The organism is Micromonospora sp. NPDC048843 (assembly GCF_040649965.1).
In the GTDB taxonomy this organism is placed as follows: domain Bacteria; phylum Actinomycetota; class Actinomycetes; order Mycobacteriales; family Micromonosporaceae; genus Micromonospora; species Micromonospora hortensis.
Genome location: NZ_JBEZGJ010000048.1, coordinates 19382 through 40309, shown reverse-complemented (window position 1 = coordinate 40309; position 20928 = coordinate 19382). Strand labels below are relative to the sequence as shown.

Annotated in this window: 19 protein-coding genes; 13 read left to right on the top strand and 6 right to left on the bottom strand. The window is 70.5% G+C overall.

Annotated elements, in window-relative coordinates:
* Window positions 1–1232, top strand: a 1232-nt coding sequence (locus AB0C20_RS14330; RefSeq protein WP_357568133.1) for a DUF6596 domain-containing protein, incomplete at its 5' end; no start/stop codon positions are given.
* A 78-nt stretch (window positions 1233–1310) separates the two neighbouring features.
* Here the strand turns inward: AB0C20_RS14330 and AB0C20_RS14325 are convergent.
* The gene (locus tag AB0C20_RS14325; protein ID WP_357186602.1) at window positions 1311–2411 is read right to left on the bottom strand and encodes an ionic transporter y4hA; all 1101 of its coding nucleotides are present in this window, start codon (window positions 2409–2411) and stop codon (window positions 1311–1313) included.
* A 112-nt stretch (window positions 2412–2523) separates the two neighbouring features.
* Here AB0C20_RS14325 and AB0C20_RS14320 point away from each other — a divergent pair, with 112 nt between their 5' ends.
* On the top strand, window positions 2524–2886 hold the full coding sequence (locus AB0C20_RS14320; RefSeq protein WP_357186605.1) for a metalloregulator ArsR/SmtB family transcription factor: 363 nt from the start codon (window positions 2524–2526) through the stop codon (window positions 2884–2886).
* On the top strand, window positions 2883–3386 hold the full coding sequence (locus AB0C20_RS14315; protein WP_357186608.1) for an SRPBCC family protein: 504 nt from the start codon (window positions 2883–2885) through the stop codon (window positions 3384–3386). The genes AB0C20_RS14320 and AB0C20_RS14315 overlap by 4 nt, the downstream gene beginning before the upstream one ends.
* Here the strand turns inward: AB0C20_RS14315 and mug are convergent.
* The gene (mug, locus tag AB0C20_RS14310; protein WP_357568134.1) at window positions 3383–3952 is read right to left on the bottom strand and encodes a G/U mismatch-specific DNA glycosylase; all 570 of its coding nucleotides are present in this window, start codon (window positions 3950–3952) and stop codon (window positions 3383–3385) included. The genes AB0C20_RS14315 and mug overlap by 4 nt on opposite strands.
* A 62-nt stretch (window positions 3953–4014) precedes the next feature.
* Here mug and AB0C20_RS14305 point away from each other — a divergent pair, with 62 nt between their 5' ends.
* The 5 genes from AB0C20_RS14305 (at window position 4015) to AB0C20_RS14285 (ending at window position 10945) form a co-directional block, all read left to right on the top strand.
* Entirely contained in the window at window positions 4015–4758 is a 744-nt protein-coding gene (locus AB0C20_RS14305) for a methyltransferase domain-containing protein (protein ID WP_357186611.1), read from the top strand.
* Between the two features lie 37 nt (window positions 4759–4795).
* Window positions 4796–5605 carry a type II CAAX endopeptidase family protein gene (locus AB0C20_RS14300; RefSeq protein WP_357186614.1) on the top strand — a complete coding sequence of 270 codons (810 nt, stop codon included), beginning with the start codon at window positions 4796–4798 and terminating at the stop codon, window positions 5603–5605.
* A gap of 115 nt (window positions 5606–5720) precedes the next feature.
* Complete coding sequence (locus tag AB0C20_RS14295) at window positions 5721–6434, top strand: alpha/beta hydrolase (protein ID WP_357568132.1); 714 nt, start codon at window positions 5721–5723, stop codon at window positions 6432–6434.
* 452 nt (window positions 6435–6886) lie between these two features.
* Complete coding sequence (locus AB0C20_RS14290) at window positions 6887–8026, top strand: ThuA domain-containing protein (protein WP_357187043.1); 1140 nt, start codon at window positions 6887–6889, stop codon at window positions 8024–8026.
* Window positions 8027–8113: 87 nt separating this feature from the next.
* Window positions 8114–10945 carry a PQQ-dependent sugar dehydrogenase gene (locus AB0C20_RS14285; protein WP_357568131.1) on the top strand — a complete coding sequence of 944 codons (2832 nt, stop codon included), beginning with the start codon at window positions 8114–8116 and terminating at the stop codon, window positions 10943–10945.
* 45 nt (window positions 10946–10990) lie between these two features.
* Here the strand turns inward: AB0C20_RS14285 and AB0C20_RS14280 are convergent, their stop codons facing one another.
* The gene (locus AB0C20_RS14280; RefSeq protein WP_357568130.1) at window positions 10991–11758 is read right to left on the bottom strand and encodes a helix-turn-helix transcriptional regulator; all 768 of its coding nucleotides are present in this window, start codon (window positions 11756–11758) and stop codon (window positions 10991–10993) included.
* An 81-nt stretch (window positions 11759–11839) separates the two neighbouring features.
* Between AB0C20_RS14280 and AB0C20_RS14275 the strand changes: the two genes are divergently transcribed.
* A complete protein-coding gene (locus AB0C20_RS14275) occupies window positions 11840–12226 on the top strand; it encodes a nuclear transport factor 2 family protein (protein WP_357186627.1) in 387 nt (128 codons plus the stop codon).
* Here AB0C20_RS14275 and AB0C20_RS14270 read toward each other — a convergent pair.
* Together AB0C20_RS14270 and AB0C20_RS14265 are read right to left on the bottom strand one after the other, a co-directional pair.
* A complete protein-coding gene (locus tag AB0C20_RS14270; RefSeq protein WP_357568129.1) occupies window positions 12223–13167 on the bottom strand; it encodes an acyltransferase domain-containing protein in 945 nt (314 codons plus the stop codon). The genes AB0C20_RS14275 and AB0C20_RS14270 overlap by 4 nt on opposite strands.
* Before the next feature lie 29 nt (window positions 13168–13196).
* The gene (locus AB0C20_RS14265; protein WP_357186633.1) at window positions 13197–13781 is read right to left on the bottom strand and encodes a hypothetical protein; all 585 of its coding nucleotides are present in this window, start codon (window positions 13779–13781) and stop codon (window positions 13197–13199) included.
* A 321-nt stretch (window positions 13782–14102) separates the two neighbouring features.
* On the opposite strand from AB0C20_RS14265, the gene AB0C20_RS14260 reads away from it, so the two are divergent.
* The gene (locus tag AB0C20_RS14260; protein ID WP_357186636.1) at window positions 14103–15014 is read left to right on the top strand and encodes an NAD-dependent epimerase/dehydratase family protein; all 912 of its coding nucleotides are present in this window, start codon (window positions 14103–14105) and stop codon (window positions 15012–15014) included.
* On the opposite strand, the gene AB0C20_RS14255 is transcribed toward AB0C20_RS14260, so the two are convergent.
* Complete coding sequence (locus tag AB0C20_RS14255; protein WP_357186639.1) at window positions 15011–15466, bottom strand: GNAT family N-acetyltransferase; 456 nt, start codon at window positions 15464–15466, stop codon at window positions 15011–15013. The genes AB0C20_RS14260 and AB0C20_RS14255 overlap by 4 nt on opposite strands.
* A gap of 633 nt (window positions 15467–16099) precedes the next feature.
* Between AB0C20_RS14255 and skfB the strand changes: the two genes are divergently transcribed.
* The 3 genes from skfB to AB0C20_RS14240 all read left to right on the top strand — a co-directional run bounded on the left by skfB (window position 16100) and on the right by AB0C20_RS14240 (window position 20902).
* A complete protein-coding gene (gene skfB / locus AB0C20_RS14250) occupies window positions 16100–17446 on the top strand; it encodes a sporulation killing factor system radical SAM maturase (protein ID WP_357186645.1) in 1347 nt (448 codons plus the stop codon).
* Window positions 17439–19016 carry a CPBP family glutamic-type intramembrane protease gene (locus AB0C20_RS14245; RefSeq protein ID WP_357186648.1) on the top strand — a complete coding sequence of 526 codons (1578 nt, stop codon included), beginning with the start codon at window positions 17439–17441 and terminating at the stop codon, window positions 19014–19016. Before skfB ends, AB0C20_RS14245 begins: the two co-directional genes overlap by 8 nt.
* 62 nt (window positions 19017–19078) lie before the next feature.
* Window positions 19079–20902 (top strand): ABC transporter ATP-binding protein, encoded by a 1824-nt coding sequence (locus AB0C20_RS14240; RefSeq protein WP_357568128.1) that lies wholly within the window; start codon window positions 19079–19081, stop codon window positions 20900–20902.
* The last annotated feature ends 26 nt before the right edge of the window (window positions 20903–20928 follow it).

The window sequence follows — 20928 nt, the reverse complement described above, 5'->3', positions numbered from 1 at the left end:
TGCGGCGCCAGCTCGCGCAGCAGGTCCTCGGCGCGCTGGTACGCCGCTACGGGCACTTCGACACGGCCGAGGACGCGGTGCAGGAGGCGCTGATCGCCGCGGCGCACGGTTGGCCGCGCGACGGCGTACCGGAAAATCCGCGCGGTTGGCTGATCACCGTGGCGTCCCGTCGGCTGACCGACCTGCTCCGTCGCGAGCAGGCCCGGATCCGGCGGGAGAACACGGTGGCCCGGTGGGTGCTCCCGGAGCAGTGGCGCGCCCCCGCCGCCGACCGTCCGCCGGCGGACGCCGACGACACGCTCATCCTGTTGTTCCTGTGCTGCCACCCGGCGCTGTCGGCGGCGTCGCAGATCGCGCTCACCCTGCGCGCCGTGGGCGGGCTGAGCACTGCCGAGGTGGCGCGCGCGTTCCTGGTGCCGGAGGCGACGATGACCCGGCGGATCAGTCGGGGTAAGCAGCGGATCCGTGACAGTGGGCTGCGGTTCGCGCCGCCCACCGGCCCGGAGTGCGCCGACCGGCTCGCCGCCGTGCTGCACGTGCTCTACCTGATCTTCACGGAGGGGTACGCCCGCACCGCCGGGCCCGGGTTGCTGCGCGCCGACCTGACCGCCGAGGCGATCCGACTGACCCGGCTGGTGCGCCGGCTGGTGCCCGAGGACCCCGAGGTCACCGGGCTGCTCGCGTTGATGCTGCTCACCGACGCCCGCGCGCCGGCGCGGATCGGCCCGCACGGCGAGCTGGTGCCGATGGCCGAGCAGGACCGCTCCCGGTGGCGGGCCGACCAGATCACCGAGGGGGTCGAGCTGATCACCGGGGCGCTGCCGCGCGGGGTGGTCGGGGCGTACCAGCTCCAAGCGGCCATCGCGGCCGTGCACGACGAGGCGCCCAACGCGGCGGCCACCGACTGGGCGCAGATCACCGCCCTGTACGAGGTGCTCCTCGGGATGTCCGACAACCCAGTGGTGGCGCTCAACCACGCCGTGGCGGTGGCCATGAGCCGGGGCGCGCCGGCCGGGTTGACGCTGCTCGCCGACCTGGCCGACGACCCCCGCCTGGCCGACGACCCGCGACTGCCGGCCGCCCGCGCCCACCTCTGGGAGCTGGAGGGTGAGCGGGTAGCTGCGCGGGAGGCGTACCGGATGGCGGCGGCGCGTTCGACGAACCTGGCGCAGCAGCGCTACCTGAACGCCCGCGCGGGGGGCCTCGCGGGCGACCCGCCGCCCGCCGGCTGAGCCGCACGGCCCGTGCGGGTCACGGGCGGAGCCGGCCGGCCGTGCGGATCACGGGCTGAGCCGCGCGGCCCGTGCGGGTCACGGGCTGGCGGCCAGGAAGACGAACGCGGCCAGCAGCACCAGGTGTACGCCGCCCTGCAACACGTTGGCCCGGCCGGGCACCACGGTGAGGACGGCGGTCACGGCGGTGAGCGCGAGCAGGGCGAGCTGGGTGCCGCCGAGGCCGAGCAGCAGCGGGCCGTCCAGCCAGATCGAGGCGATCGCGATGGCCGGGATGGTCAGGCCGATGCTGGCCATCGCCGAGCCGAGCGCGAGGTTCAGGCTGGTCTGGACGCGGTCGCGGCGGGCGGCGCGGGCGGCGGCCAGGGTCTCCGGCAGCAGCACCAGCAGGGCGATGATCACGCCGACGAACGCGTGCGGTAGGTTCGCCGCCGCGACCCCGGCCTCGATGGTCGGGGAGACCGTCTTCGCGTCGCCGACCACCGCGACCAGCGCCACCAGCAGCAGGCCCAGGCTGACCATCGCCGCGCGGGTCGTGGGCGGCTTGGCGTGCTCCTCCGTCTCGATGACCTTGCCCCGGCTGTCGACCGGCAGGAAGTAGTCGCGGTGCCGACCGGTCTGCACGAGCACGAACAGCCCGTAGAGCGCCAGCGAGGCGACGGCGGCGAAGGTGAGCTGGGCCGGGCTGAACTCCGGGCCGGGCCGGGCCGTGGTGAAGGTCGGGATGACCAGACTCAGGGTGGCCAGGGTGATCACGGTGGCCAGGGCGCCGCCGGTGCCCTCCGGGTTGAACACCGCGACGCGACGGCGCAGCGCCCCGAGCAGCAGGGACAGGCCGAGTATCCCGTTACAGGTGATCATGACGGCGGCGAAGACGGTGTCGCGGGCGAGCGACTGGGTCTTCTCCGGCCCGCTGATCATGAGCGTGACGATCAGGGCCACCTCGATCACGGTGACCGCGACGGCGAGCACGAGGGACCCGTACGGCTCCCCCACCCGGTGGGCGACCACCTCCGCGTGGTGCACCGCCGCGAGCACAGCGCCGCCCAGCAGCACCGCGACAACCACGATGACGGGCCCAGGCAGGCTCCGCCCCCAGGTGACCATCAATATCAGGACGGCGAGCACAGGTACGACGAACGTCCAGTCGGTCAGGCGGGAGCGAAGGAGGGCGGCCATGCCATACAGAGTGCCAGGTCAAGTGATCATGTGACCACCATCGACGTGGCGACATGCGGCCGAGCGTGGCCTTCACCACGCAAACCCGTAACCCATAGGTTACGCTTCCCGAGTGAACGAGGTGGCCACCGCGATCGCCGACCCGGTACGGCGGCACATCCTGACCCTGCTGCGCGACGAGCCGCTGTCCGCTGGTGACATCGCCCAGCGATTCGTGATCAGCCGACCCGCGATCAGCCGCCACCTACGGCTGCTTCGCGAGAGCGGTCTGGTGCACGACGAGATGGTCGGCCGCCAGAGGATCTACCGACTCGATCCGCGCCCGCTCGCTCCGCTGGTCGACTGGCTCGCCGCGCTCGCAGCGACCGACCGGTGGGAGCGGCACCTCGACGCACTGGAGACCGAGGTCTATCGCACCCGCCGAGAGCGCCGCAGCCGCGGCCCGGCGGAGCACCGAAGGGAGCACACGGCATGACCCGCACACCCGCCGGACGCCTGTTTCACACCGACACCGGCCACGATCTCGTCCTCACCCGAACCTTCCGCGCCCCGGCGGCGGACGTCTGGGCCAGCCTGACCGAGCCCGAGCGCACGGCCCGCTGGTTCGGCCCGTGGGAGGGCGACGCCGGGCCCGGACGGACCATCCGGGTCCAGATGGCGTACGAGGAGCAGCAGCCCTGGTGTGAGGTACTCATCGACGCGTGCGAACCGCAGCAGCGCCTCGCCGTGTCGATGATCGACAGCTACGGGACCTGGCTGCTGGAGATGGTGCTGACCGAGACCGACGGCAGCACCGAGCTGCGGTTCGTCCAGCATCTCACCAGTGTGGAGGGCATCGCCGAGGTCGGCGCCGGCTGGGAGTACTACCTGGACATGCTGGTCGCCTCCCGGGACGGCTCGCCCCGCCCGGAGTTCGACGACTACCACCCGGCGATGCAGCCCTACTACCAAGGGCTGGCCGCCGCGGCCGGCTAGGGGTCGAGGGCCCGCCGCAGCTTGGCGAACTCGGCGGTCAACGCCGGCAGCGGGAAGTGCGCGTTCAGGCCGCTGGGGTTCGGCAGCACCCAGACCTGGGCCGGCCCCAGCCGGTCCGGTCGCGGGCCCAGCCCGGCCTTCGGTCGGGCGAAGGCGATCCGGTACGCGCTCACCCCGAGGATCGCCACCCAGCGCGGCCGGTAGCGTTCGGCCTTCACCGCCAACCCGGTCACACCGGCCACCACTTCCTCCGGGGTCAGCTCGGCGGCGCGGGCGGTGGCCCTGTTGCTCAGGCTGGTGATGCCCAGGCCCTGCCGCAGCAGCTCGTCGCGTTCCCACGAGTGCAGCTGGCGATCGGTGAAGCCGGCTCCGTGCAGGGCCGGCCAGAATCGGCTGCCCCGTCGGGCGAACGGCTCCCCCACGGCGGCCGAGTAGAGGCCCGGGTTGTAGCCGCAGAACAGCACGCGCAGCCCGGGGCCGATGATGTCCGGCAGACCCCGGCCGGCCGCCGCAGACACCTCCTGCGGGGTCGGCCGCCGCGCCGGCCCCGCACGCTCAGCGTCCACTCCACTGATCCTGCCGTACGCCCCGGTGCCGGACCCGGCGGACGGCTTGACACCCTCAACGGATGCAGTCAACCGACCACCTCGCCGCCAGCCGTTACGCGCGGATGCGCTGGAACACTCCGCTCTCGCCGGAGCACGCCGCGTTGCTGCTGCAACGGCTCGACGTCCGCCCCGGCGCGCGCGTACTCGACCTCGGCTGCGGCTGGGGTGAGCTGCTGCTGCGGGCGGTCGCCGCCGGCGGTGTCTCCGGTCCGGTCGCGACGCGGGGCGTCGGCGTCGACACCGACGAGGGCGCGCTCGCCCGAGGGCGGCGGCTGGCCGCGGGGCGGTCATTGAACCGGCACGTCGCCTTCGTGATGGGGGAAGCGGCGGCCTGGCATGAGCCGGCCGACCGGGTCCTCTGCATCGGCTCGGCACACGCCTTCGGCGGCACCGAGGCCGCCCTCGACGCCCTCGCCGCAGTGGTCCGGCCCGGTGGGCGGCTGCTGTTCGGTGACGCGTACTGGGAGCGGCCCCCCACGGCGGAGATCGCCGAGGTCTTCGGCCCGGAGGTCCCGACCCTGCCCGGCCTGGTCGAGGCCGCCCGTCAGCGGGGCTGGCGGTTGCTGCACCTGAGCACCGCCGATCAGCGGGAATGGGACGACTTCGAGTCCACCTGGCTCGCCGGCCGGCAGGAGTGGCTGCTGGCGTACCCGGAGGATCCCCGTGCGGCCGAGGTCCGCGCGGAACTCGACGACCGGTTGTGCCAGTACGTCGGCGGTTACCGGGGTGTCCTCGGCCTCGGCTATCTCGTCCTCGGGCGCTGACCGTCCGCAGTTGACGCCGCTGGCTAGGCTGCGCGTGGTGAGCGCCGGATCTCGTCTCGCCCTGCCCTGGCGGATCCTCGTCGTGTCCGCCGCCGCCGTGCTGGTGTGGCTGTTCCTGGGCGTCCTGCTCGATCGTGACTACGACCGGCCCACCCATGCGGTCGGGGCGGTTCTCACCACCGCGCTGGTCGTACCCCTGGTGGTCGTCGCCCGTCGCGTCCTGGACCGACGGCCGTGGGCCGGCCTCGGGTTGCCGTCGCTGCGCGCCGGCTGGCGGCGTCTGCTGTTCGGCATGGCCTGCTGGCTCGTGCCCGCCGCTGTGGGGTTCGCACTCTGCCTCGGTCTCGGCTGGGTCGAGATCAGTGTCCGGACGTCCGTCGGGGACGTGCTGCGGGTGGCGGCGCTGCTGGTCGTGCTGGTTTTCCTGAAGGAGGCGCTGCCGGAGGAGCTGATCTTCCGCGGGTACCTGCAACACAATCTCGCCACCCGGCTGCCCGCCTGGCAGGCGACCATCGGGCAGGCGGTGCTGTTCACAGTGTTCGGGTTCCTTACCGGGGCGGCGAGGTCCGTCGACCGACTGGCGCTCTTCTTCGTCTTCGCGCTACTGCTGGGCGCCTTCCGCGCCGCCACCGGCGACATCTGGGCCGGCATCGGCCTGCACGTCGCGTTCCAAACTGTCGCTCAGCTGTTCGGCGACGTCGGGGCGGTCTTCGACGTGGTCGGCGCGGACGTCCTGGGCGTGGTGGCCATGGGGGCCATCCCGTTCTCAGTGAGCTGGTTGGTCCTGCGACACCACTACCGGGACCGCCTGAACTGGCGCGCCCTCGCACCCGAGCCGGTGCGTTGAAGGGCTGAAGCCTGGGCGTTTGGCCCACCGGCCCGACCGGCGTGGGGAAGAGTGGCGGGCGAGAGCTGTCGTCGACCAGCGAGCGACGGCACGGCGTCGTGCGGAGGTTCTTCGGATGAGCGACACGTCTTCGGCCACGCCCGTTCGCAACGTGGTCCTGGTCCACGGCGCGTACGCCGACGGCTCGTCCTGGTCCGACGTCATCCCGCTGCTACAGCGGGCCGGGCTGACGGTCACCGCGGTGCAGAACCCGCTGACCTCCCTGGCCGACGACGTCGCGGCCACCAACCGCGCCCTCGACCGCCAGGACGGCCCGACGGTGCTGGTGGGCCATTCCTGGGCCGGCACGATCATCAGCGAGGCCGGCAACCACCCGAGGGTCACCGCCCTGGTGTACGTGGCGGCCCGCGCGCCGGACGCCGGCGAGGACTACAACGCGCTCGCGGCGAAATATCCCACGCCGCCAGCGAACGCCGGCCTCGTGCACCACGACGGGTACGCGCAGCTCAGCGAGAGCGCCTTCCTGGCCGACTTCGCCGGTGGAATCGAGGAGGCCCGCGCCCGCGCCTTGTACGCGGTGCAGGGCCCGATCGCCAAGGACCTCTTCCAGGGCCGCACGACCACGGCCGCCTGGCGGGATCGGCAGTGCTTTTACTCGATCTCCACTCAGGACCGCACTACAGCGCCGGAGCTGGAGCGGTTTCTGGCCGATCGGATGAACGCCACGACCATTGAGGTCGAATCATCGCATCTGGCCATGGTCACGCACCCGGAGACGATCGCCGACCTCATCCTGATGGCGACCCGCGGCACCCGCAGTCCCGCGTAGGGCCGCAGTGGTTGGCCGCGCGACGGCCAGCCGCAGCGCCACGAGGTGCCCGGCGAGCTGTTCTCGATCTTCGTCGATGGCCATACACCGACCATACGTCATACGTCTCACCTCAGCACCTCCGCCGGCCACGCACGGGTGCGCTCGGCCCGGAGCGCCTGGGCTTGACGGGGCGTAGACATCGGAGGTTTACTGCGTCAACGATGCCAGTCGATGAATTTTGATCGTCCAATGTGGGTGCTCTCCGTCATCGGCTGGTTTCAGCAAGCCCACCCCTGCACCCCCACCACCCCGCACCACCTCAGCCGAGCATCGGCGGCCCGGCTTCCGCACCACCGCCATCGCGGCCTCCGGCCTAACCGTGTGCACAGCCTGAGGTCGACGCTCAGCAGAGGAGCAAGACCATGCGTTCCCGTCCCCGCCTGTTGGCACTCGTCACCGGCCTGGCCGTCATGTTGGCCAGCCTGGTGGCACTGCCGACCCCCGCCTCGGCGGCACCCCTGACCAAGGTCCTGGTGTTCAGCAAGACCGCCGGGTTCCGGCACTCGTCCATCCCCAACGGCATCGCCGCGATCCAGCAGCTCGGCTCGGCCAACGGCTTCACAGTGACCTCGACCGAGGACGCCGCCCAGTTCACCACCTCCAACCTGGCCCAGTACCAGGCGGTGGTCTTCATGTCGACCACCGGCGACGTCCTCAACGCCAGCCAGCAGAGCGCGTTCGAGTCGTACATCGCCGCCGGTGGTGGCTACGTCGGCGTGCACGCCGCAGCCGACACCGAGTACAGCTGGCCGTGGTACGGCTCGCTGGTCGGAGCATGGTTCGACTCGCACCCAGCGATCCAGAACGCCACTGTGAAGATCGAGGACCAGACCAACCCCTCGACCGCCCACCTCGGGACCACCTGGGTCCGCTCCGACGAGTGGTACAACTACCGCACCAACCCCCGGTCCAGCGCCCGGGTGCTGGCCAGCCTCGACGAGTCGTCCTACAGCGGCGGCAACATGAGCGGCGACCACCCGATCACCTGGTGCAAGGCGTACGGCGGCGGGCGTGCCTGGTACACGGGCCTCGGGCACACCGAGGCGTCGTACACCGACCCGAACTTCACCCGGATGCTGCTCGGTGGCCTCCAGGTCGCCGCGGGCTCCGTGACTGCCGACTGCTCGCCGCGCACCACGACCCCGCCGCCCACCGCCAGCGGCTCCACCCTGCGGGCCCGCGCCAACAACCAGTACGTCAGCTCCCCCAACGCCAGCACCCCGCTGATCGCCAACAAGACCTCGGTGGGCACCACCGAGCGGTTCGACCTGGTGAACCTCGCCAACGGCAACGTGGCGCTGCGCGCCAAGGGCAACGGGCAGTTCGTCGCCGCCGAGAACGCCGGTGCCGCCGCGCTGATCGCCAACCGGGCCACCGCCGGTGCCTGGGAGACCTTCCAGCTGGTCCGCAACTCCGACGGCACTGTGAGCCTGCGGGCCACCGTGAACAACCGTTACGTCGCCGCTGACAACGGTGGCGGGTCCCCGCTGATCGCCAACCGGACCTCCATCGGTCAGTGGGAGAAGTTCGACCTGGTCACCACCAACTGACCTGGTCCCCCCGCTCGTCTCCACCACCCCACCTGGTCGTGGTGCGCCCCCGCGCGCCCGTCCACCGGTCGTCGAGAAAGGACGATCATGCTCTCGTACCCCCGGCGCTGGCCCCGGGCGCTCTTCGCGGCGGTCCTCACCGTCGCGAGCGCGGCCCTCGCTGTGGCTGCACCGTCCACCGCCCAGGCGGCGGTGATCCCCGCCTCCGACTATCAGCAGGTCAAGCTCGCCACCGGCTCGGGCGAGCTCGGTGAGGCCATGTCCCTGGCCGTCCTGCCGAACCGCTCGGTGCTGCACACCGCCCGCAACGGTGTTCTGCGGGTGACCGACGTGGCCGGCAACACCAAGGTCTCCGGCACCCTGTCGGTCTACACCCACGACGAGGAGGGGTTGCAGGGCGTCGCCGTCGACCCGAACTTCGCCAGCAACCGGTGGATCTACCTGTACTACTCCCCCACGCTGAGCACCCCGTCCGGGGACGCCCCGACCACCGGCTCACAGTCTGACTGGGACCGGTGGAAGGGGCACCTGCGGTTGTCGCGGTTCACCCTCAACAGCGACGACACGCTCAACCTGGGTAGCGAGAAGATCGTGCTCCAGGTCGCCAACGACCGTGGGCAGTGCTGCCACGTCGGCGGTGACCTGGACTTCGACGCCGCCGGCAACCTGTACCTGACCACCGGCGACGACACCAACCCGTTCGAGTCGTCCGGCTACGCGCCACTTGACGAACGGACCAACCGCAACCCGCAGTTCGACGCCCAGCGCTCGGCGGGCAACACCAACGACCTGCGGGGCAAGGTGCTGCGGATCAAGCCGCAGGCGGACGGCACGTACACGATCCCGTCGGGCAACATGTTCGCGCCCGGCACCTCGGGCACCCGCCCGGAGATCTACGCGATGGGTCTGCGCAACCCGTTCCGGATGAGCGTCGACAAGGCGACCGGTGTCGTCTACCTCGGCGACTACGGCCCCGACGCCGGGTCCACGAACTCGAGCCGTGGCCCCTCCGGTCAGGTCGAGTTCAACCGCATCGCGGCGCCCGGCAACTACGGCTGGCCGTACTGCACCGGCAGCAACACCAGCACGGAAACATACAATGAATACACCTTCCCGTCCGGGCCGTCGCAGTCCAAGTACAACTGCTCGGGTGGGCCGACCAACAACTCGTTCCGCAACACCGGGCTCGGCACGCTGCCTGCGGCGAAGCCGGCCTGGATCAAGTACGCGGGCGACTCCGGTTCACCGTCGGAGTTCGGCAGCGGCTCGGAGTCGCCGATGGGTGGGCCGGTCTACCGGTACGACGCCTCGCTCAACTCCAGCATCAAGTTCCCGTCCTCGCTGAACGGTCAGTTCTTCGCCGGTGAGTACGGCCGCCGCTGGATCAAGGCCATCGCTGTCAACTCCGACGGCTCGCGCGGGGAGATCTCCAACTTCCCGTGGACCGGCACCCAGGTCATGGACATGGCCTTCGGCCCGGACGGTGCCCTGTACGTGCTGGACTACGGCACCGGCTCCAACAACCAGGCGCTCTTCCGGATCGAGTACATCGGTGGCGGCAACCGCAGCCCGATCGCTGTCGCCTCGGCGAACCCCACGTCGGGGGCCAACCCGTTGACCGTCAACTTCTCGTCGGCCGGCAGCTCCGACCCGGAGGGTGGCGCGCTCAGCTACCTGTGGACCTTCGGCGACGGCACCACGTCGACGGCGGCCAACCCCACCAAGACGTACACCACGAACGGCTCGTACAGCCCCACCCTGAAGGTCACCGACCCGACCGGCCTGTCCGGCACGGCGAGCCTGATCGTCACAGTGGGCAACACCGCACCGACGGTGTCCCTCACCTCGCCCACCGACGGTCAGCTGTTCACCTTCGGTGACACGGTGCCGTACCAGATCTCGGTGAGCGACCCGCAGGACGGCACCATCGACTGCTCCAAGGTGAGCCTGACGTACGCGCTGGGCCACGACAGCCACGCCCACCAGATCACCTCGAAGACCGGGTGCAGCGGCACGATCACCGTCCCGACCGACGGTGAGCACGACTCGGCGGCCAACATCTACGGGGTCTTCGACGCCGCGTACACCGACAACGGTGGGCTCACCACGCACAGCATCAAGACGCTGCAACCGAAACACCGCCAGGGTGAGCACTTCAGCGCCCAGTCCGGTGTCCAGGCCACCGACCACACCAACGCCGAGGGTGGCCGCACGGCCGGGTTCATCGAGAACAACGACTGGATCTCCTACCAGCCGTACAACCTGTCCAACGCGAACCGGTTCACCGCGCGGGTCTCGTCGGCCGGCGCCGGCGGCACCATCGAGGTTCGCGCAGGGTCGGCCACCGGATCCCTGCTGGGCACCGCCACGGTGCCGGTGACCGGTAGCTGGGAGACCTTCGTCGACGTCTCCACCGCCATCAGCAACCCGCCCAGCGCGTCGACCACTCTGTACCTGGTCTTCAAGGGTGGCTCGGGCAACCTGTTCGACGTCGACGCGTTCACCTTCACCACCGGTACCACCACCCCCAGCGGGGGGATCACGCTGAGGGCGCAGGTGAACAACCAGTACGTGTCGGCCGTCGGCACCAACCCGCTGATCGCCAACAAGGCCAGCGTCTCGACGACCGAGCAGTTCGACAGGGTGGACGCCGGCAACGGCAACATCGCCCTGCGGTCGCGCGCCAACGGGCTGTACGTCTGCGCCGACAACGCCGGCGCCAATCCGTTGATCGCGAACCGCACGACGATCGGACCGTGGGAGACGTTCCAGATCATCAACAACTCCGACGGGACTGTCGGTCTGCGGGCTCTGGCCAACAACCAGATCGTGGCCGCCGAGAACGCCGGGGCCGGATCACTGATCGCCAACCGGACGTCGGTCGGGTCCTGGGAAAGGTTCGTCCTGACCACCAGCTGACGCGCACGTGATGGGGCCCGGCCTGGGCGGTGACCAGGCCGGGCCCTACCGTGTGAAGTAGGCGGCGCTCTGCTGATCCGCCGGGTAGTAGGACTCCACAGCGATCTCCTCGACGGTGACGTCCATCGGGGTGCCGAACGTGGTGATGGTCGAGAACAGCCGCAGCTCGCGTCCACCGATCCGCAGGATCATCGGGATCACCACGTCGGCGTCGACCCGTTGGTCCGGCGGCTCCTCGGGCAGCGGGCTCAGCAGTTCTTGGTAGAGCGCCGTGAGTTCCGGGTCGGGCGCGGCGGCGAGCTGGCGCGAGATCCGGCTGCGGAACACCGCCCGTACGTCGGCCAGGTTGACGACCAGGGGGGCGAGCCCGCGCGGGTGCAGGCCCAGCCGGACCAGGTTCACCGGTGGCCGCAACAGGTCGGGCGCCGCGTACGCGAAGAACGGGTCGACCGCGCGGTTGGTCAGCACGATGTTCCACCGGCGGTCGAAGACCAGCGCCGGGTACGGCTCGTGCGCCCGGAGCACCCTGCGGACCGCGTCGAGGGCACCCGACAGGGCGGCGTCGTCGAGCGGGCGCTGCGCGTACCGGGGTGCGAAGCCGGCGGCGAGCAACAGCTGGTTGCGATCACGCAGCGGCACGTGGAGCTGGTCGGCGAGCCGGAGGATCATGTCGGCGCTCGGCGTGGACCTGCCGGTCTCGACCAGGCTGACGTGCCGAGCCGAGACATCCGCGGCGATCGCCAGGTCGAGTTGGCTGAGCCCTCGGCGCTTACGCCACTGCCGCAGGAGTTCCCCGACCGCATACACGATCATGAGCCTACTCATCGTCGCCCGGGACGCCATGAAGTGCGATGTCATCGACAAGCGCATGAGGGCGGGCAAACACTTGCGGCCATGACCACCGAGAACAAGAGCATCGTCGGGCGTGCGTTGGCGGGGCTGGTCGACACCGGCGACGTCGACACGCTCGCGTCTTGCCTGAGCGAGGACTTCACCCATCACCGGTCGGATGCGACGACATCGACCGGGGCGCAGTGGCTCGCCGCGGTCCGCGCCGCGCTGGGCCCGACCGCCGGCATGCGGGTCGACATCCTGCACCTGCTGGCCGATGGTGACCACGTCGTCGTGCACTCGCGACGCCGACTCCCCGGTGGAGGGCCGGAGATCGTGGTGGTCGACATCCTGCGGATCGCCGACGGACTCATCGCGGAGGTGTGGGAAATCATCGAACCGGCAGGCCAGGCGGCCGCCAACGGCGCGTGGTGGGACGCGGTCGCCTAGATCGGGAAGCGGCCGTGACGCCAGTGCCAGTGGCCGCCGGCCCGCAGGTGGTCGATGATCGCGCGCTGGAGCACCGTGCGGCGCGGCAGCTCGTCGAGTGGCGTGGTCAGGGTCCGGAACCCGAACCGCAGGACCTCGATGTCGGCATCCGGCCCCGCCGACTCGTCGTAGGGCTCCAGCTCGAACCGGCGCTGGAACCGCACGATGTTGGAGTCCTCGGGAAGGTACTCCCGCAGTTGTGGGTCGAGCAGCCACGAGGCGCAGGAGAACGCTGTGTAGCGCTCGTCGGGGAAATGCCGGGGGAAGAACGCGCGGGCCTCGTCGAGGGACGCCGCGACCGCCTCCGAGGTCAACGGCCCCGAATCGGGGACGTGTAGGCCGATGGCGCCGTCGCCACGCTGGTGCTGTAGCCGGCCCAGCTCGTAGACGCTGCCGCGCGAGTGCAGTGTCAGCCAGCTCTGCATGATCGGCCAGCCCTCGCCGCGCATCCGTCGGTCGATGGCGAGGTTGCGGCCCAGATCGGCCAGGGTCACCCAGGTCACGGCCTCGGGGACACCGTGGTCGCTGTGGTACCCGCGCACCACGTCGACCAGGGCCAGGTACGCGTACACGTAGAGGTGTCGCCACGCGGGCCCGCGCTCGCGCGGCAACTCCGGGCCGGGCGAGAGCCACTCGTAGCCAGCGAGGTCGGCGCGGACCAGGGCGGTCGAGCGGTCGAGCAGCCAGCGCAGCTCCGGGGTCCAGAGCGGAGAGTCCGGGTCGGGCCAGCCCGCCATGACCTCGGCGGCGTCGTCCGGGCGCACGGCGAGCCGGTCGAGGATCGCGGGCGCGTCGGCCTTGGCTGGCAACGGGGCTGACGGCCCGTCACCGGCGAGCCGGTGCACGCGGTCGACCTCCTCGACGGGCACCCCGAGCCGGGCGGCGATGGCGTCCAGATCCACGCCGACGACCCTACCGGCCGGCGGGCTTCTCAGGAGTCCGCCGGCACCCCGGCGTCGAGCTGCCCGATCATGGGCGCGAGGAGGTCGTTGAGCTCCCGGGCCAGCACCGCCACGGCCCGGCGCGCGGCTGCGGCGACCTCGTCGTCCGGACCGTCGGGCGTTGGCGGCAGGTCGTCCAGCGGGACCGGCGCCTCCACCTGGAGCAACGCGCGCAGATGCGGGCGGCGCGTCTGGTCCTGCTCGGTGGGTGTGGTGAACTGGCCGAACAGCTGGGGCCAGTTCTGCCAACCACGGTCGCGCTGCCACTGCTTGGTCCAGGTCAGCTCGGCCGGCCAGCGGGACGCCACTGTCACCGCGCAGACCAGGCTGCCGTCCCATGGGCTACGCGCGCAGGTCGCCGAGATGATCCGCCGGTGCCAGCGCACGAAGCCCGGCGACAGCTCGGTGGCCAGCCGCCAGGCGGTCACCGCGAACGCCACGGGCGCGAAGTCACCCCAGGTGTCGGCGAACTCGTCGATCCGACGAAACACCTCGGCCTCGTACCGGCCGCTCCCGTCGGTGCCGTGCTCGCGGTCGAACTGCTCGTCCAGCCAGAAGGCGCGCGGTTCCGGCATCCTCAACCCCGTTTCACAGCGATGGCGTTCCGTACCTCGAACCTATGCCAATGTCGGGGTTGCGGACGCCATCCCCGCCCGTTGTCAACCTGCGCTCCGAGCGAGGTGGCGGCAACCCGCCTCAGCCGACGAAGACGCAGAAGGCGTGCCCGGCGAGGTCGGCGTACACGTGCAGGGGCTCGTCCGGGTCGTTGATGCGGTCGCACAACAGCCGACCGCCGAGGCGCAGCACGCGCTCATGCTGAACCAACAACTCCTCGACGCCCTTGCCGCAGCGGCAGCGGCTTGACAAAGGGCGGGTTCCAGAGTGGACGATGCACCGTGCGAATTCTTGTGGTGGGTGGCAGCGGCCTGATCGGCGCTCACGTCGTGGACGTGCTTCGGGAGCGTGGCCATGCCGCGACCACTGTGGCGCGCAGCGCCCAGCCGGGCGTCGACCATCTGCTCGATGTCGGCTCCGCCTCGATCGAGGACCTGCGGCCGTTGCTCGCCGGGCACGACGGCGTCGTGTACGCCACCCGCACCGAGGAGCAACGACCGCTGCCCAAGCCGATCTACCCCGAGTTCCGCCGCGACAACGTCGACCCGGTGGTACGCCTGTTCACCGCCGCCCGCCTCGAAGGTCTCACCCGTGGCGTCGTGATGGGCTCCTACTACACCTACTTCGACAGGCTCCACCCGCAGTGGCGCCTCGCCGAACGGCACACGTACATCCGGTGCCGCCTGGAGCAGGCCCGGGAGGGACGGGCGGCCGCCGGCGAGGGCCTGCCGGTCGCCGTACTCGAACTGCCCTTCGTCTTCGGCCGGGCTGGCGACCGACTGCCCAACTGGGCCGGCCCGCTGGACCGGTGGGCCCGCTCGCGTACCCCGCTGGTCGCCCCGGCCGGCGGCAGCGCCGCCGCCTCCGCCCGCAGCGTGGCCGAAGTCGCGGTCGACGCCCTGGAGCAGGCCAGCGACGCGGACATCCCGGTCGCCGACGAGAACCTCACCTGGACCGACATGATCGGGCGCATCGCCGAGGCAGTCGGTCGGCGCCGCCGGGTCACGCGGATGCCGTCCGGCGTCGCGAGCGCCGCCCTGCGACTGGGCGGCGCGCTACAGTCCCTCGGGCGCAAGGAGTCGGGCGTCAACCCCACCTACCTCGCCGACCTCCTGCTCGCCGAGCTGTTCATCGAACCGACGAGCGGTCGACCGCTGGACCCAGCGCTGCGCGAGACCTTCCCCGCCGCCTAGCAGCCTGGCCGTCGCTGCGACGGTCGGGCCAGATATGCGCTCTTGGCGTCGGGTGAGAACCCGCAGGCCCGGTAGAAGGCGTGCGTCGCAGGCGCGCGCGAACCTGTCATCAGCATGGCCTTGTAGCAGCCCGCATCCCAGGCGGCCTGGAGTGTGCCGGCCATGATCAGCCGACCCAGGCCGGTGCCGCGCCGCGACTCCTCGACGACGACGTTCTCGATGACCGCGTACGGCGACGCCGACCGGGTGAGGTTCGGGATCACGTTGAGGTACGTCGTGGCGACGACGACTCCATCCACTTCGAGAACGAAGAGACGCAGCGCCGGCGAGCCCAGGATCTGCTGGAAGGCCGCGACGTCAGATCCGTCGCGCAACACCGGATCGTCGGGATTCAGTTGCCGGTAGAGGCCGATGATCTGCTCGAAGTCGTCCGACAGGGCCGCACGGAACATGGCTGAAGCCTAACCAACAGTGGCTCAGATCGGGGCCTGGCACTCGGCGCATGACCCCGTGGGCGGCCCTAGCTGTGGACCACCCTGCTGGTCAGGCGATTCAAGGTTAGTTCCAGATCTGCTGCATGGCGGCCCGGCACATTTTCGGTCACGGCCCCGATAAACAGTACGACACGGGGGGATCCGGGCGACGCGCGGCCCGGATCAGAGATTCGTCTCGCTCCGCGAGGAGTCGGGCGCTGGATGGCCCGCTCCGGAGCGGGCCATCACGGGTCGCACTGTTCCGGGGATGTCGACCGAGTGATCCGGGGAGGGGGTGATTGACATGCAGAAGTCGAGCAGCACGCTCAACCGACTCGGCTCGGAGAAGCGGGCCGAACCGATGGTTAAGTCCGTGGGTTGCGGCATTTGCTGGGCCAGCGGCTGGGCGCCGTTCGTCGCGGCGTGCTTGGGGCCGCCGCCGTACTCGCAGGCCATGTGACCGATTCCGGCCGGCCGTTCGGGGCGGGCGTGACGCCCGCCCTGGACGGCCGGAGCCGTACCTCTTCGGACGACGAGATCCCGCCAGTCCCGGACCACACGGTGCCGACCCAGCTGCCGGGCCGACGGCCGGCCAATCCCGAGGGAACCCTTATGACAACCGCGCTTTCCCACGCGTCCGGTGACTCGGTCGCCGGCACCGCTGACCCACCATCGCCTGACTGGGGCATTCACCTGCAACCCGTCGGTGGGCTGTTGGTGGATCGCAACAGCCTGAACTACGTACGACTGTCCAGCGAGGCGCTGGAGATCGCCCTCCAACTGGCACGGACGCGCAGCGTGGCCCGCACCGCCCGGATCCGGGCCGGCACCTCCCGCCGTGACCCGGACGAGGTTCAGGCGGAGATGGTCGAGGCACTGAACGGATCGTGGTTGACCTCCTCCTGGCTCAACGGGGCGCTCGACCAGCCCCTGCGGGTGTCTGGCTCGACCGACGCGTACCTGCCGCTACTGGCGTCGCTCCAACTCACCAACCGGTGCAACCTCAGCTGTTCGTTCTGTTACGCGAGTTCCGGGCCCGCCCTGCCCGGCGAGTTGACCGCCGACGACTGGGTCAAGGTGCTGGAGCGGCTGGCCCAGTCCGGGATCGCGGCCGTGACCCTCACTGGTGGTGAGCCGACCATCGCCCGGGACTTTCGGCGCATCCTGGCGACCGCCACCGCGCTGATCGACCACGTCGACATCTTCACCAACGGCTTGCACTGGTCGGACGAACTGGTCGCGATGGCAGCCGCCTGCGGCAACATCCGGGCCCAGATCAGCATCGACGGACGCGCCGAACGGCACGATCTCATCCGGGGGCGGGCCGGGGCCTACAACGAGTCGCTGCACACGATGCGACGCCTTTCCGCAGCAGGGGTACCAGTGATCGTCGCGATGACGGTGACCCCCGCGAACTACCAGGACGTCGCCGCCGTCGTCTCCGACGTGGACAGCGCCGGCGCCCGACTGTTCCGGGCAGGTCGGGTGGTACCAGTGGGCAGGGGCGACCAGGACGGGTTCGGACTGACACCGGATCAGGTCGCCGATGTGATCCGGCAGTTCCAGGAGACACGCCACCTCAACCTCGAGTCGCTGGGCTGGGACCAGTGCGCGGATCTCGGTGAACAGTTGGCGCCGATCGGGCTGCCCGTCGAGTTCCTCACTCCCGGCTACCTGAGTTGGCACGTCCGTGCCGATGGCCAGGTGACCCCGTGCCAGATCGAGGCGGAGTCCCTCGGTCGGATCCTCGCCGAGCCACTCGAGCTGATCGGGGAACCGGGTCGGCTGGCCACCGTCCGGTCCACTGCCCGAGGTTGCCGCTGTATCCAGCGGCTGAATCCCACCGAAGACGTTGACCTGCCGTTCGGTCTGACGCCGGGGCCGTCGGTCCGCATGGACGCGGCGACCGGCGGCTGCTGTGGTACGGCGCGCTGCGGCTCGGGGTGCGGCGATGACTGAGAGTGTTGTTCTGGCCGTTGTCGGTCTGCTGTTCGGTGCGCTGTTCATCGTCCTACGGACCCGGGCGTACCCCACCGAGCCGATGCCCCCGGTGATGGACGCCGCGGCCGCGACGGATCAGGCGGCGGCGACGGTACGACGCCTCTGCGGTCTCGACGTCACGGGCTGGCGCTCCTTCGCCGTCCTGCACTTCGATGGCATCGTCGACCGGTTGCACCACCTCGGGCTCGTCGCCCGGCAACGGGAGTTCCTTAACGGGTGGGGTCTACAGGGCTCGTGGCGGGTCCGCTTCATTGGCGCCGACGGCAGCGTCCTGGTCGGACTCTCACCCCGGGGCGATGTCGTGCTCTTCGAACTCGCCGGTGATCTGCGCGGCCGGGTGCTCGACCGCGTCGTACCTGCCCGACCGGGCGACGGCACGGATCGGGGCGGCGACGGCCGTGTGGCGCCGGGCACCGGCGACGACAAGGGGCTGCGACAGCGGCTCGGCGTCCCCGACGGGGTCTGGGCCGGGGCGGAGCCGGTGGGCGCCGGGTACTGGACCCGTGAGGACGAGTCGACCGAGCGTACCCGCCGGTTCCGGGCGACCAGTCCGGACGTCCGGATCGAGTTCGAGGTGGAGTCACTCGGCGCGACGGTGCTGCGCGTCGACTCCCTGGTGGAGTTGACCAACGAGCAGATACCGGCACTCGAGCGGGCCGAGCAGCGGGAAGTCCTCGCCGGTGCGGGAGCGCTGCTCGGCTCGGTGCTGGCACTGGTCGGCGGGGTGGCCCTCCTCGCGTTCGCCGGTGGTACGGCGCAGGCGTCGTTGGCCGCAGTGTTGGCGGTGCCCGTCCTGCTGGCGGTCCTCTTCGGTGAGGGCGGCCGGTTCCGATACACGGCGGTGCACGGTTACGAGGGGACGCAATCATGGGCGTCCTTCAGGGCGATCAACGCGCTCACGTCGGCGGTGACGGCGGTGACCATGAGTGCCGTGGTGGTGGTCGCCGCCCTGGCCGGCTCACTGGTCGCCCAGCGGGTCGGGATGCCCACAACCTCGGATCTTGGTCGGCAAGTTATCTGGGGCGCCTGCCTGGCAGCGATCTGGCTGGGACTCGCCGCGGCCGGGTACGCGCTCTTGCGTCGGACGGGACTCGCCCGGGTCTCTCCGAACCCGGACCGACGTTCGTTGCGTACGGTCGGAATGGACCTGCCCCACGTGCTCTCGCTGACCGCGCAGAGTTCGATCGGCGAGGAGGCGGTCTTCCGGCTCCTCGCGGTGCCGGTCGTACTCTGGCTGACCGGTCAGCCGTTGCTCGCCGCCCTGGTCGCCGCGGTGCTGTGGGCCGGTACGCACAGCGGGAGCATGGTCCGCCCGCGGTGGATCCGATTCGCCGAACTGACCCTCATCGGCGTGACGTTGGGGCTCGTGGCCATCGAGATCGGGATCGTTGCCGCCCTGGTCGCGCACGCACTCTACAACCTCGTCGTGCTCAGCGCCCCGCTGCTCGGCGTCGACTCCGGCCGGCGGCGGGTCGGCGAGGAGACGCCGACTGAGGCTCGGCGAGTATCGGCGAACTCCGCCGCCTGAGGGTCCCGGACGTGCCGCCCGCGCCCGCCCTGTCCATTCGTCAGAACCCAGGGAGTCCCACCATGCGTACCGATATCCGCCGTCACCCTCTGGAGGCCGGCCCGGTGCCTCCGACAGGTCCCGTCGCGGTGCCGTTGCGTGAGCTGCTCGGCCTGCTCCGCCCACAACGACCGGTACTGCTGGTGGCGGCCGTCCTCGGCATCGTGTCCGCCGGTCTCGCCCTGGTCCAGCCGCTGCTGGCCATGCGCACGATCAACGCGATGCTGCTCGGCCAACCGGTCGCGTCACTCGCGATCTGGTTGGTCCTCCTCTTCCTCGCCGCCGCGGCGATCTCTGGTGTGCAGAGTTTCCTGTTGCAACGCGGCGGCGAGGCGCTGGTGCTACGGCTGCGAATCGGTCTGACCGACCGGCTGCTGCGGCTGCCGATGCGGGAGTACGACCAACTCCGCACCGGAGACCTCCTGTCCCGGGTCGGCACCGATACCACCCTGCTACGGGCAGTGGTGGCCAACGGGATCGTCAACGCGGTCATCGGCGTGGCGTCACTGGCGGGTGCGGTCGCGCTGATGCTCTGGCTCGACTGGTTCCTGTTCGTCTTCGCGGTCGCGTCGGTGGCCCTGGGCGGGTCGATTCTCGCGTTCGTGATGATCGGGATCAGGCGCTGGTCGGAACATGCACAAGGGCGGATCGGTCTGCTCCTCGCCGATCTCGAGCGGGCCCTGGCGGCGATGCGGACGGTTCGCGCCGCCAGGGCCGAGGATCGGGAGGCCGAACGGATCGGTGGACGAGCCAGGGAGGCGTATGACGCGGGCATCCGGGTGGCTCGGCTGGACGCGATGATCGTTCCGGCCGTGTCCCTGAGCGCCAACGGCTCATTCCTCCTCGTACTCGGTCTCGGTGGTGCCCGAGTCGCCTCCGGCCACCTGGACATCGGCCAGTTCGTGGCCTTCCTCCTGTACGTGTCGTTCCTGCTCGTGCCGTTGGTCGCCGTCTTCGCCGGGGGAAGCGCCGTGCAGAAGGGGATGGCCGCTCTGCAACGCATCCACGAGACCATGGCGCTCGACCTCGAGCAGACCGCCGACGACGAGCGGGACGGCGCCGACGACGGGAACGGGCCGCCCACTTCGATTGCCTGGCGGGAGACGCCGGCCCTGGAACTGCGCGATGTCCACTTCTCCTACGGTCCGGGGCGGGAGGTGCTGCGGGGTGTGTCGTTCGACGTCGCGCGGCATACCAGTGTGGCTCTCGTTGGTACGTCCGGTGCGGGCAAGACCACCATCTTCGCCCTGGTCGAACGCTTCTACGAGGCGTCCCGGGGAACGATCCTGCTTGACGGTCGGGACATCGCGTCGATGCCGGTCGACGAACTGCGGTCGATGGTCGGGTACGTCCAGCAGGAGTGCCCGCTGCTCGCCGGCACCCTCCGTGACAATCTCACGTACGCCTGCCCGGGTGCGGACGATGACGAACTCGCCGAGGTGCTCCGGGTGACCAATCTCGACGAAGTGGTGGACCGACTGCCTGACGGGCTCGACACCCAGGTGGGCGAGCACGGAAGCATGCTCTCCGGTGGGGAACGCCAGCGGGTGTCGATCGCTCGCGCGTTGCTGCCCCGACCTCGGTTGCTGCTGCTCGATGAGCCGACCGCGCATCTGGACGCGGCCAACGAGGCGGGGTTGGCGGAGTTGGTGCGAAACATCTCGCGTTCATGCACCGTACTGATGATCGCGCACCGGAATTCGACGGTTCGAGCCGCCGACCGGATCGTGGTGCTCGCCGACGGAGAGGTTTCCGCGACCGTTACCTCCGACCGGCTGCCAGCCGGGGCCGGCATACCGACCGAGCTCTTGGCCGAGCAACGAAGAGAAGCTGTTCGCGTGGATTGACCTGGAATCGTGTCCACCACTGAGGC

What these genes read in the sequence shown, in the direction of transcription:
- AB0C20_RS14240 (WP_357568128.1), top strand. Translation starts at nt 19,079, where the DNA reads ATGCGTACCGATATCCGCCGTCACCCTCTGGAGGCCGGCCCGGTGCCT.
- AB0C20_RS14325 (WP_357186602.1), bottom strand. Translation starts at nt 2,411, where the DNA reads ATGGCCGCCCTCCTTCGCTCCCGCCTGACCGACTGGACGTTCGTCGTA.
- AB0C20_RS14295 (WP_357568132.1), top strand. Translation starts at nt 5,721, where the DNA reads ATGAGCGACACGTCTTCGGCCACGCCCGTTCGCAACGTGGTCCTGGTC.
- skfB (WP_357186645.1), top strand. Translation starts at nt 16,100, where the DNA reads ATGACAACCGCGCTTTCCCACGCGTCCGGTGACTCGGTCGCCGGCACC.
- AB0C20_RS14280 (WP_357568130.1), bottom strand. Translation starts at nt 11,758, where the DNA reads ATGATCGTGTATGCGGTCGGGGAACTCCTGCGGCAGTGGCGTAAGCGC.
- AB0C20_RS14255 (WP_357186639.1), bottom strand. Translation starts at nt 15,466, where the DNA reads ATGTTCCGTGCGGCCCTGTCGGACGACTTCGAGCAGATCATCGGCCTC.
- AB0C20_RS14290 (WP_357187043.1), top strand. Translation starts at nt 6,887, where the DNA reads ATGTTGGCCAGCCTGGTGGCACTGCCGACCCCCGCCTCGGCGGCACCC.
- AB0C20_RS14305 (WP_357186611.1), top strand. Translation starts at nt 4,015, where the DNA reads ATGCAGTCAACCGACCACCTCGCCGCCAGCCGTTACGCGCGGATGCGC.
- AB0C20_RS14285 (WP_357568131.1), top strand. Translation starts at nt 8,114, where the DNA reads ATGCTCTCGTACCCCCGGCGCTGGCCCCGGGCGCTCTTCGCGGCGGTC.
- AB0C20_RS14245 (WP_357186648.1), top strand. Translation starts at nt 17,439, where the DNA reads ATGACTGAGAGTGTTGTTCTGGCCGTTGTCGGTCTGCTGTTCGGTGCG.
- AB0C20_RS14315 (WP_357186608.1), top strand. Translation starts at nt 2,883, where the DNA reads ATGACCCGCACACCCGCCGGACGCCTGTTTCACACCGACACCGGCCAC.
- AB0C20_RS14265 (WP_357186633.1), bottom strand. Translation starts at nt 13,781, where the DNA reads ATGCCGGAACCGCGCGCCTTCTGGCTGGACGAGCAGTTCGACCGCGAG.
- AB0C20_RS14275 (WP_357186627.1), top strand. Translation starts at nt 11,840, where the DNA reads ATGACCACCGAGAACAAGAGCATCGTCGGGCGTGCGTTGGCGGGGCTG.